This is a genomic window from Caballeronia sp. TF1N1, assembly GCF_022878925.1.
Classification (GTDB): domain Bacteria; phylum Pseudomonadota; class Gammaproteobacteria; order Burkholderiales; family Burkholderiaceae; genus Caballeronia.
Window position 1 is genome coordinate 1,103,265 of sequence record NZ_CP084626.1, and the last position, 11,454, is coordinate 1,114,718.

Consider the following 11,454-nt stretch of genomic DNA (forward strand, 5'->3'; position numbering starts at 1 on the left):
CGCAACATGAAGCCATTTTAGAGATATTCCGATAGATGTCAAGCGCTTTTTGTGCATTGCACAATAGGCCGAAAGGTCTTGTTAAACAATGGCTTAAGTTAGATCTCACCGGCATGCGCTGCTGCTTGGTGAAAACCCTATGCACCGCCGCAGGGCGTGGCGTTGCGAGACGCTCTCAACCGGATAGGAGCGTTATGAAAGCACGCTAAGACGACAGAATCATGTCCCGTCGATGCCATGCTGGAAACTCGCATCGGCAAGAAAGATGAGATGTTTCTGTAGTAAGTCCTATTTTTAGGATGACGCCGTACACCAAATTGTTGAAGAGACGTTAACATTTCGACTGTCGGTTGCGTTGTTGTTGTGTTGACGCCGCATCCGTCCACCGCACGCAGCCTTCTTCGAATTTTCGCTTCGCTGTCTTTCAGACCCGAATCCGCGATTCCTGGCTCAAGTTGCAGAAAGTTTTGCCGATAGTGCGCTTGTCGTCTCGTATAAAAGCGCGCTGTTGGCAGCACTGCTGCAAAGCGCGATCGTTTTTTCCGATCAAAGCGCGCGTTGTGTAACGATAAGCAATCGTGGCTTACAACTCGGTTTAACGAGTGCCGATAAGTGCTTAATATTGCTTAAATTTCGTAGCTTCACTACACTTGGCGGTACTCTCCAGCCGCCCAACAGAACACTAATGAAAACCGAAATGTTTTCGTCGTTTAAGGTGGTTCATGGCGTAGCGCTGCGCTCCGCGTTGTCGATCGCCATTTCCATCGCTGTAGCGACGTCCTTTGCAGCGGCTCCGGCTGAAGCCCTCGCAAAAACCGCCACCGCAACCAAATCCGTCAAGAAATCCGCGAAGTCCACTGCTTCCGCCGAGAAGGCCGAAAAGCCTGCTCGTGTGGCGAAGACATCGGCGAAATCGGGCCGTGCCGCCCGCGTAGCCAAGGTCGCCGCCGAAGACGACGACGTACCCCGGGCTTCCCGCAAGCGTCGAGTGAATTACCGCATGGACCCGCGCTCGCGCCGCGCCGCAGTGCACTCGGTGGCGTATCAGCCGCGTGCCACCTCGGTCGGTTCGGCGTTCGGTTTGCATGAAACGCCCGACAGCCTGGCGCTGCGTTCGAGCGTGGCCTATGTGGTGGACCAGAACACGTCCGAAACGCTTTTCGACAAGAATTCGCGCGCCGTCGTGCCTATCGCGTCCATCACCAAGTTGATGACGGCCATGGTCACGCTCGACTCGCACTTGCCGCTCACCGACGAAATGACGGTGACCGACGAAGATCGCGATTACGAGAAGTTCACGGGCTCGCGGCTCGCCGTCGGCTCGGAGCTCAATCGCGAGGATATGCTGCATATCGCGCTCATGGCATCGGAAAATCGCGCGGCGGCTGCGTTGTCGCGCTATTACCCGGGTGGCCGGCCGGCTTTCATCGCGGCAATGAACGCGAAAGCGAAGTCGCTCGGCATGACCGACACGCATTTCGAGAACTCCACGGGTCTCACGAGCCTCAACGTTTCGAGCGCACGCGATCTCGTGAAGATGGTGAACGCGGCGTATCAATATCCGCTCATCCGCAAGTTCTCGACGGATCGCAGCTACGAAGTCTTCACCGGCAAGCGCAATCTCGCCTACAACAGCACGAACGCGCTGGTGCGTAATGCGTCGTGGGATATCGGTTTGCAGAAGACCGGCTTCATCAACGAAGCGGGCGAGTGCCTGGTGATGCAGGCAACGGTCAACGGCCGCCCGGTCGTGATCGTGCTGCTCGATTCCTACGGCAAGTATTCGCGTTTCGCGGATGCCGGCCGCCTGCGTTCGTTCCTCGATACGCTCGGCGAACCGCGCATCATGAGTGCGGATATGGGTAGCGGCACGAACCCCTAAGCACGTTTGAATAAGCAGAAAGCCGGATGGGTCTCTCGACCCGTCCGGCTTTTTGTCTTTGAAGCAGCGTTTCTAACGCAAGATTCAGCGCGATGCGGCTGCAACCGGCTCGGGGTGATAACCCAGCGAGCGCGAGATCTCCAGCGCCGTATGACTGAGTTGCTTGAGCCACGCGTCTTGGAGACGATCGGCCGGCGCCGACAACGACAAGCCCGCGACGAGCCGCCCGGTATCGTCGTAAATGCCCGCCGCGATACAGCGCACGCCCAGTTCGAGTTCTTCGTTATCGCGCGCGCAAGCCTGTTGCCGCACGAACGACAACTCACGTTCCAGCTTCGACAGATCGGTGATGCTGTTCTGTGTGTGGCCCGAAAGACCCGTGCGCATGGCGTAGGCGCGCACGCGCGTGGTTTCGTCGGCGGCGAGGAAGAGCTTGCCGACCGAAGTCAGATGCAGCGGCGCGCGTCCACCGATCGCGCGAACGACCTGCATGCCGGAGCGTTCGGAATAAGCCCGCTCGATATAGACGATTTCGTCGCCCTGACGCACCGAGAGGTTGACCGTCTGTCCCGTTTGCCGATGCAGTTCGCGCATCGGCGGCATCGCGGCCTCGCGCACCGAAAGGCGCGCCTTGACCAGATTGCCCAGTTCGAGCAGACGCATGCCGAGCCGATACGTGCCTGGATCGGAGCGGTCCACCAGCCGGCAAAGCACCATGTCGTTCAGGATGCGGTGCGCCGTGGAAGGATGCAGATCGGTGCTTTGGGAGAGTTCCTTCAGGCTGACGGGATCGGTGTGGCCGGCAAGCGCGTCCAGCAGACGCATCATGCGTTCGATCACCTGAATGGAGGTTTTGGATTCCGGGTTCGTATCGCTCATCGTGGAAATCGGTTGATGCGTCAAACTACGGATGCGCAATTGTATCTCATAATGTGAAAACGCGGTCGGCGGTTGGGGAGTGCCCGAACCACCGCCGCTTCGCGGATAATCGGCGTGCATCTTAGAAAATCTCGAGAAAACAGGAAACGCTCCACCATGCAAGTCGGACTATTCGTCACGTGCCTCATCGACATGATGCGGCCGGAGATCGGCTTTTCGGTCATCAAGCTGATCGAGCGCGCGGGTTTTACGGTGAGCGTGCCGCCCGCGCAAACCTGCTGCGGCCAGCCCGCGTATAACTCCGGCGATCGCAGGCTTGCACGCGATCTCGCCGAAAAGACACTGCGGGAATTCGAACAATTCGACTACGTGGTGGTGCCGTCGGGTTCGTGCGGCGGAATGATCCGCGCGCATTACGGCGATCTCTTCCGCGACGATCCGCAACTCATGAATCGCTTCGCGCGCTTGCAACCGCGCGTCTTCGAACTCACGGATTTTCTCGTGAATGTTGCCAAGGCGCGCATGGAGCCCGGTGTGTTCGAAGGCGCCGTGACCTATCACGATTCCTGCTCGGGCCTGCGTGAGCTCGGCGTGAAGGCGCAGCCGCGCGATTTGCTCGCACAAGCGGGCGTGCCCGTGACCGAGATGGCGGGCTGCGAACATTGCTGCGGTTTCGGCGGCACGTTCGCGGTGAAGTACGGCGACATTTCGACGGCCATCGTCGATGAAAAGTGCGCCAACATCAAGGCGAGCGGCGCGGCTACCGTCGTGCTGGGCGATCTCGGCTGCATGCTGAATATAGAAGGGCGCTTGAGGCGCACCGGCGACACGAGCACGCGTGTGCTGCATATCGCGCAAGTGCTTGCCGGCGACGCATCCGACTCCATCCGCAACTGACGAACGAGCGAGCCCATGCAAGTCCAGACGATGCACTTCAAGGCGCGCGCCGGCAGCAAACTCGCCGATGAGCGTCTGCAGCAGAACCTCACCAAGCTCTCGACCAAATTCGTGAGCGCGCGGGCGAGCGCGGTGCTCGATATCGACTTCGAGGCGACGCGCGCCGCGCTGAAGGAGCGCCGCAATCGCGCGCTCGACAACCTCGACGTATGGCTCGAAACCTTCGAACGCGAGGCGACGCGCCGTGGCGCGACCGTGCTCTACGCGGAATCGACGCAGGATGCCGCGCGGCTCGTCGCGGACATCGCGCGCGCGCATGGCGTGAAAAAGGTCATCAAGACCAAGTCGATGGTCTCGGAAGAGATGCAACTGAATCGCGTGCTCGGCGAAATGGGCGTGCAGTCCATCGAAACCGATCTCGGCGAATACATCCTGCAGATCAACGACAACGAGCCGCCGAGCCACATCATTGCGCCCGTGGTTCATAAGGACAAGGAGCAGATCGCCGATCTCTTCGCGAAGACGCACGGCAAGCCGCGTCTCACGGACATCCCCGACATGACCCGCGAGGCGCGCGAGGTGCTGCGCCCGCATTTCATGTCCGCCGATATGGGCGTGACGGGCGGCAACTTTTTGATCGCGGAAACCGGCTCGGTGGCAGTTGTCACGAACGAAGGCAACGAAGGCATGTGTACCGTGATGCCGCGCGTGCACGTCGCGGTGACAGGCATCGAGAAGATTCTGCCGACGCTCGAAGATCTCGCCACCGCAATGCGTCTGCTGCCGCGTTCGGCGACCGGGCAGACCATTTCCAATTACTTCTCACTGCTGACCGGCCCCCGCGCGACGGGCGAGCGGGACGGGCCCGAGCATATGTATTTCGTGCTCGTCGATGGCGGGCGCACCGGGCTTATCGGCGGCGAGTTTCAGGAGATGCTGCGGTGTATTCGCTGTGGCGCGTGCATGAATCACTGCCCGGTGTATCAAAAGATCGGCGGTCATGCGTATGGCTGGGTTTATCCCGGACCGATGGGTTCGGTGTTGACGCCGGCTTATGTGGGCATCGACAAGGCGCTCGATCTGCCGCAAGCCGCAACGCTATGCGGCGAATGCAACAGCGTGTGCCCGGTGGGTATTCCGCTGTCCGACCTGCTGCGCAAACTGCGCGAAAAGCAGACCGAACGCCATCTGCGCCCCTGGACCGAACGCGCGGCGCTCGCCGTGTGGGGTTACTTCGCGCTTCGGCCAGTCGCTTATGCGCTTTTTACGAAACTCGCGGTGCGCGTGCTTGAAGTCATGGGCGGAAAGAGAAAGACGATATCGCGCATGCCATTCGGCGCCGGATGGACCGAAACACGCGATATGCCCGCGCCGGTCGGGCGCACCTTCCGCGAACTATATAAGGCGAAAGGCACGCATCTCGGGTAAGCGTGTTTCCACGAAAGCGATGTGAAAAAGCCGCGCCGGTTCGACCCGGCACGGCTTTTTAGCGCTCCGCGCAATCGACGCGTTATCCGCCGATTGGCCCGAGCGAGCTTCGCTGGTTGCCGCCGTGTCCGCCACCGCCACCGGCGCCACCACCTTGATCGCCACCGCGATGGTAGCCGCCATTGCCGCCACCGTTTCCGCCAGGATTCGCGGCGGGCGCCTGCGGACGTCCCGGCGGGACGCCGCCGACGGCTCGCGGCAACGGCGCGCCTCCGCCTGCCTGTTGAGGCGGCGGTCCGCCCACCGGACGGCCTCCACCGGCTTGCGGTGGCTGACCACCACCCGGCTGATGTCCGCCACCCGCTTGTTGCGGCTGATTATTTCCTTGCGGCGGGCGCCCACGCGGATAGTCCCCGCGATTCCAGTTGCCCGATGGCGGACGACGCCAGCCTGGACCGTCATCCCAATAGCGGCCGGGGCCAGGACCGTAGTAAGCGGGGCCAGGACCGGAGTAGTAGCCGCCGCCCACCGCTACGCCGGGCTGAACGACCACCGGCGCGCCGTACGCGTCGTAGCCATAGCCGGGATCGGCGTAGCCCGCGGCGGGATATCCGCCACCGTAGGATGATCCATCGGGATAAACCGCGCAGCCGCCTAGTACCAAAGCCGATGACGCGATCAAAAGTCCAGCAACTGCGGATTTCATGTCGTTGATTAGTTCGTTGCAGTGATAACAATGAGACACCCGGCGTGCTCCGATGTCCCCAAGAACTTTGTAAGGTTTTATGACGATTGGCCCGTTTTTGTTGCAATTTCAAAGCCGTGGGTTGACTACCTTTCGTTGTCCGCCACGCAACGAAGCTTTGCTTTTCAGCGTCTTTTTAAGATGTCGGCGATTCCGTAAGATTCGACAGTCGCTTAGTGGGCATCATTCATGCGCTTAATGCGACGACGAACAGAGGTAATTCCATGAAAAAGACAATATCGACCTATTGGCCCGCCGCGATCCTGTTGCCGCTTGTACTGACGTTCTGCATGCACGCGGGCGAGCCCCGGTTAGCCGTCGAACGTCACGGGCGTTCGGGCGTGGCAAGCGTGAGCGCGGAATTGGCGCGCGCGATTTCCTACGGCTTAGTCGATGACGACGACGCAAGACCCAACGCGCCGGCACGTCCCGAATCGATATAGACGCCGGCGAAACGCCGCGCACAGGCCACAAAAAATGGCGCCCTTCATGAGAAGGACGCCATTTTCTTTTTCAGCAAACGCGCGTGCAATGCCTTACTTCAGCACGCTTGCCACTGCGTTGGCGACGACATCGATATTGCGCAGATTCAGCGCAGCCACGCAGATGCGCCCCGTGCTGACCGCATAGATGCCGAATTCTTCCCGCAGACGGTCCACTTGCGGCGCGGTCAGGCCCGAGTACGAGAACATGCCGCGCTGACGGTCGACGAAGGAAAAGTCGCGATCCACGCCCGCGCCCTTCAGACGCTCGACGAGGCCATTACGCATGGCGCGGATACGATCGCGCATCTCGCCCAGTTCCTGTTCCCACAGCGCACGCAGTTCCGGCGATGCCAGCACGGCCGCGACCACCGAGCCACCGTGCGTCGGCGGGTTCGAGTAGTTGGTACGAATCACGCGCTTCAATTGCGACAGCACGCGCGACGACTCTTCCTTGCTCGACGTGATGATGGACAGCGCGCCAACGCGCTCGCCATACAGCGAGAACGACTTCGAGAACGACGACGACACGAACACGTTCAGATCGGACGCGGCGAAGAGGCGCACGGCGGCGGCATCGGCTTCGATGTTTTCGCCGAAGCCTTGATACGCGATGTCGAGGAACGGCACGAGGTTGCGCGCCTTCACGACTTCGACGATCTGCGCCCACTGCGCGTCCGTCAGATCCACGCCGGTCGGGTTGTGGCAGCACGCGTGCAGCACGACGATGGTGCCGGCCGCGTAGCCGTTCAGCGCGTCGAGCATGGCCGCGAAGTTCACGCCATGCGTCGCCGCTTCGTAATACGGATAGTTGACGACCTCGAAGCCCGCACCTTCGAAGAGCGCGCGATGGTTTTCCCAGCTCGGGTCGCTGATCGCGACTTTCGCGCCCGGATTCACGCGCTTCAGAAAGTCCGCCCCGATTTTGAGCGCGCCCGTGCCGCCCAGCGCCTGCGCCGTGACGATACGGCCCGAAGCGATCAGCGGCGAGTCGCGGCCGACGAGCAGCGTCTGGACGGCCGAGTCGTACGCGGCGATGCCGTCGATAGGCAGATAGCCGCGCGGCAGCGCTGCATCGACGCGTGCTTTTTCAGCTTCGCGAACGGCGCGCAGAAGCGGAATCTTGCCTTCTTCGTTGGTGTAGACACCAACGCCCAGATTGACCTTGGTCGGGCGCGGGTCGGCGTTGAAGGCTTCGTTGAGGCCCAGAATCGGGTCGCGGGGAGCGAGTTCGACGGCAGAGAAAAGAGACATGATCTATCGGCAGTGGAAGGAAGACGTGCGGCGGGAAGAACGATGCTTGGGCGCTCGAAAAAACGGCGCGTGACGTCGTTGGCGGCGCGGTCGTGCGGGGCGCCCCCTCGAAGCCCAGTCGCATATTGTATCGAATCCGGCGCTGCATTTCGGATCGAGCCTTATTCTATGTACGCGCTTTTTTCTCGCGAGCATGAATAAGCGCATGGGCTTCGGCCGGTTGAACGCCTTGTCCGGCATGCGCGCAAGCCTCGATTGGACGGCATCGACGGAACAGCGCGCCGCCTCGCGCGCCACTGCTTGACTTCCACCCAACGGTCCCAACCTGCTCGATTCCGCCTCCCGTGAGGCCGCCCGCGCCACTTTCGCCGCAGCCGCTAGAATAGGTGTTTGCTCCGGCGCCGACTTAGAAGATTCCCCTCTCCATGTCCGATACCCTTATCGAAACGCCCGACGCACTGGACGAATCGAAGTTCGCCACGTTCGAAGGCTCGCCGTTTCAGCTCTATCAGCCGTATCCGCCCGCGGGCGATCAGCCCGAGGCCATCAAGACGCTCGTCGAGGGCGTGGACGACGGTCTCTCGTTCCAGACGCTGCTCGGCGTGACCGGCTCGGGCAAGACCTTCACGATGGCCAACGTCATCGCGCGTCTGGGCCGGCCCGCCATCGTTTTCGCGCCCAACAAGACGCTCGCCGCGCAGCTCTACGCCGAGTTCCGCGAGTTTTTCCCGCGCAACGCGGTCGAGTACTTCGTCTCGTACTACGACTATTACCAGCCGGAAGCGTATGTGCCGCAGCGCGATCTCTTCATCGAGAAGGATTCGTCGATCAACGAGCATATCGAGCAGATGCGGCTCTCGGCGACCAAGAGCCTGCTCGAACGCCGCGACGTGGTGATCGTGGCGACGGTGTCGGCCATTTACGGTATCGGCAATCCGTCCGAGTATCACAAGATGATCCTCACGCTGCGCGTAGGCGACAAGCTCGGCCAGCGCGATGTCATCGCGCGGCTGATCGCCATGCAATACACGCGCAACGAGGCGGATTTTCAGCGCGGCTCGTTCCGTGTGCGAGGCGACACCATCGACATCTTTCCGGCGGAACACGCGGAAATGGCGGTGCGAGTCGAATTGTTCGACGACGAAATCGAGTCGATGCAGCTTTTCGATCCGCTCACCGGCCGCGTGCGCAACAAGATTCCGCGCTTCACGGTGTATCCGTCGTCGCATTACGTGACGCCGCGCGACACCGTCATGCGCGCGATCGAAACCATCAAGCTGGAACTGCGCGAGCGGCTGGAGTTTTTCCATAGCCAGGGCAAGCTCGTCGAGGCGCAGCGGCTCGAACAGCGCACGCGCTTCGACCTGGAAATGCTGCAGGAACTGGGTTTCTGCAAGGGCATCGAGAATTACTCGCGGCATTTCTCGGGCTCGGCGCCCGGCGAACCGCCGCCGACGCTCGTCGACTACCTGCCGCCCGACGCCATCATGTTGCTCGACGAGTCGCACGTGCTGATCGGCCAGTTGAACGGCATGTATAACGGCGACCGCGCGCGCAAGGAAAATCTCGTCGATTACGGTTTCCGCATGCCGTCCGCGCTCGACAACCGGCCGCTCAAGTTCAACGAATTCGAGCGCAAGATGCGCCAGGCCGTGTTCGTTTCCGCGACGCCCGCCGACTACGAACAGAAGAAAGCGGGGCAAGTGGCCGAGCAACTCGTGCGGCCGACGGGTCTCGTCGATCCCGAAATCGAGGTGCGGCCCGCGCGCTCGCAGGTCGACGACGTGCTCTCCGAGATCAACGCGCGCGTCGCGGTGCACGAACGCGTGCTCGTTACCGTGCTCACCAAGCGCATGGCCGAACAGCTGACCGAATTTCTCGCCGATCACGGCGTGAAGGTGCGCTATTTGCACAGCGATATCGACACGGTCGAGCGCGTGGAAATCATCCGCGATCTGCGGCTCGGCACGTTCGATGTGCTCGTCGGCATCAACTTGTTGCGCGAGGGTCTGGATATTCCTGAAGTGTCGCTCGTCGCCATTCTCGACGCGGACAAGGAAGGCTTCCTGCGCGCCGAGCGCTCGCTGATCCAGACAATCGGACGGGCGGCGCGCAACGTGAACGGCAAGGCGATCCTCTACGGCGACAACATGACGGACTCGATGAAGCGCGCCATCGACGAAACCGAGCGGCGCCGCGCCAAGCAGGTTGCGCATAACCTCGAGCGGGGCATCACGCCGCGCGGAGTGGAAAAGCGCATCAAGGACATCATCGATGGCGTCTACAACGCCGACGACGCGCGCGCCGAACTGAAGGAAGCCCAGACGCGCGCGAAGTTCGAGGACATGACCGAGAAGCAGCTCGCGAAGGAAATCAAGCGGCTGGAAAAGCAAATGATGGATCACGCCAAGAATCTCGAATTCGAAAAGGCGGCGCAGACCCGCGACCAATTGGCGCTGTTACGTCAACGCGTGTTCGGCGCGAACGTGGGCGATCACATCACCGGCATCGGCGGAAAGTAAGGCGAAAGAAAGCAAGTTTTCATCGTTCTGTCTCAAGCGACGCGGCGAGCCGGAAGGCGCACCGCGTTTTTTTATCGGCCGCGAATGGACCGCGAGTTGGCTGCAAAGCCCGCCGGAGCCTTGCCGCAGCAGGCTTTTGTAAGCCCGCGCTAATTTGTCCCGAGTGGTGAAGGGTGCTAAACTGACGAACATTGAGAATGGTTCGTATTAACGTTTTCCAGATTCTGGAAGCGGTTTTCCGTTTCGCGCTAACGAACCGGCACCACAGTCATTTTTTTGCGCCGGCGCGCCTTTTTAGAGCGCCGGAGTTCGGTGGAAAGGGCGCGCCAATGTCACGCGCGCCATCGATAACAACAGGAGTGTTTGATGGGTTCAACGTTGATGCGCGGCCTCGTTGCCGCCGCAGGCCTCACGGCGATGATGGCGGCTTCCGCTGCTGAGTATCCGATCGGCAAGCAGCATATCGAAGGCGGCATGGAAACGGGCGCCGTCTATCTGCAGCCAATCACGATGGCGCCGGAAGGCATCATGCGCAAGGCATCGGATTCGGACATCCACCTCGAAGCGGATATTCACGCGGTCAAGAACAACCCGACCGGTTTCGCCGAAGGCGACTGGATGCCCTATCTGAACGTGACGTATGAACTCACGAAAACCGGCTCGACGCAGTCGGTCAAGGGCGACCTGATGGCGATGGTCGCAAGCGACGGCCCGCACTACGGCGACAACGTCAAGCTCTTCGGTCCGGGCAAATATCACCTCAAGCTGCATATCTCGCCGCCTTCCGAAACCGGCCACATGGCGTTCGGCCGTCACGTCGACAAGGAAACCGGCGTGGGTCCGTGGTTCAAGCCGTTCACGATCGAATACGACTTCCCGTTCGCGGGCATCGGCAAGAAGGGCGGGTACTAAGCTCGCGCACGGCGTTCGCGCGTTCCGGCAGGCGTTTGCAGTTCGCTGCGCCGCCGGACGCGTACCAATCAGGAAGTCCGCATGAAATTGAAAAGCCAGCTGATGGCGATGTTGCTCTCGGTCGCAGCGGGTCTTGGCGCGGCGCACGCCGCCGATCTGCCGACCTTCAAGCTCGAAATGAACGACGGCAAGCTGAACCCGGCGCGCATCGAAGTACCGGCGGGGCAGCGCATCAAGATCGAAGTGCATAACGTTGGCAAGGGCGCGGCCGAGTTCGAAAGCGTGCAGTTGCGCAAGGAGAAGGTGCTCGCGCCGGGTGCCGATTCGTTCGTGGTGATCGCGCCGCTCGATCCGGGCGAATACAAGTTCTTCGACGACTTTCATCAGACCGCGCAAGGCGTGATCGTCGCCAAGTAAATGTCTGTGCCGCGCGCGTGTTTCGGTGCGTCCGCG

The 11,454-nt window shown here is 61.2% G+C and carries 10 protein-coding genes; 7 read left to right on the forward strand and 3 right to left on the reverse strand.

Annotated elements, in window-relative coordinates; genetic code table 11:
• Positions 1–685 precede the first annotated feature (685 nt).
• Complete coding sequence (gene pbpG / locus LDZ28_RS05015) at positions 686–1,882, forward strand: D-alanyl-D-alanine endopeptidase (protein ID WP_244827603.1); 1,197 nt, start codon at positions 686–688, stop codon at positions 1,880–1,882.
• A gap of 84 nt (positions 1,883–1,966) precedes the next feature.
• Here the strand turns inward: pbpG and LDZ28_RS05020 are convergent, their stop codons facing one another.
• Positions 1,967–2,761 carry an IclR family transcriptional regulator gene (locus LDZ28_RS05020; RefSeq protein ID WP_244827604.1) on the reverse strand — a complete coding sequence of 265 codons (795 nt, stop codon included), beginning with the start codon at positions 2,759–2,761 and terminating at the stop codon, positions 1,967–1,969.
• A 156-nt stretch (positions 2,762–2,917) separates the two neighbouring features.
• On the opposite strand from LDZ28_RS05020, the gene LDZ28_RS05025 reads away from it, so the two are divergent.
• Both LDZ28_RS05025 and LDZ28_RS05030 read left to right on the forward strand, forming a co-directional pair.
• Positions 2,918–3,658, forward strand: coding sequence for a (Fe-S)-binding protein (locus LDZ28_RS05025; protein WP_244827605.1), 741 nt, complete (start codon positions 2,918–2,920; stop codon positions 3,656–3,658).
• 15 nt (positions 3,659–3,673) lie between these two features.
• On the forward strand, positions 3,674–5,086 hold the full coding sequence (locus LDZ28_RS05030; protein WP_244827606.1) for a lactate utilization protein B: 1,413 nt from the start codon (positions 3,674–3,676) through the stop codon (positions 5,084–5,086).
• An 82-nt stretch (positions 5,087–5,168) separates the two neighbouring features.
• On the opposite strand, the gene LDZ28_RS05035 is transcribed toward LDZ28_RS05030, so the two are convergent.
• On the reverse strand, positions 5,169–5,792 hold the full coding sequence (locus LDZ28_RS05035; RefSeq protein WP_244827607.1) for a hypothetical protein: 624 nt from the start codon (positions 5,790–5,792) through the stop codon (positions 5,169–5,171).
• A 263-nt stretch (positions 5,793–6,055) separates the two neighbouring features.
• Here LDZ28_RS05035 and LDZ28_RS05040 point away from each other — a divergent pair, with 263 nt between their 5' ends.
• Positions 6,056–6,274, forward strand: coding sequence for a hypothetical protein (locus LDZ28_RS05040; protein WP_244827608.1), 219 nt, complete (start codon positions 6,056–6,058; stop codon positions 6,272–6,274).
• Positions 6,275–6,367: 93 nt separating this feature from the next.
• Here LDZ28_RS05040 and LDZ28_RS05045 read toward each other — a convergent pair whose 3' ends face one another.
• Positions 6,368–7,567 carry an amino acid aminotransferase gene (locus LDZ28_RS05045; RefSeq protein ID WP_244827609.1) on the reverse strand — a complete coding sequence of 400 codons (1,200 nt, stop codon included), beginning with the start codon at positions 7,565–7,567 and terminating at the stop codon, positions 6,368–6,370.
• Positions 7,568–7,992: 425 nt separating this feature from the next.
• Here LDZ28_RS05045 and uvrB point away from each other — a divergent pair, with 425 nt between their 5' ends.
• The 3 genes from uvrB to LDZ28_RS05060 all read left to right on the forward strand — a co-directional run bounded on the left by uvrB (position 7,993) and on the right by LDZ28_RS05060 (position 11,418).
• Positions 7,993–10,089 (forward strand): excinuclease ABC subunit UvrB, encoded by a 2,097-nt coding sequence (uvrB, locus tag LDZ28_RS05050; RefSeq protein WP_244827610.1) that lies wholly within the window; start codon positions 7,993–7,995, stop codon positions 10,087–10,089.
• A 366-nt stretch (positions 10,090–10,455) separates the two neighbouring features.
• Positions 10,456–11,001 (forward strand): iron transporter, encoded by a 546-nt coding sequence (locus LDZ28_RS05055; RefSeq protein WP_370652099.1) that lies wholly within the window; start codon positions 10,456–10,458, stop codon positions 10,999–11,001.
• Between the two features lie 81 nt (positions 11,002–11,082).
• Positions 11,083–11,418 (forward strand): cupredoxin domain-containing protein, encoded by a 336-nt coding sequence (locus LDZ28_RS05060; RefSeq protein WP_244827612.1) that lies wholly within the window; start codon positions 11,083–11,085, stop codon positions 11,416–11,418.
• Positions 11,419–11,454 lie beyond the last annotated feature (36 nt).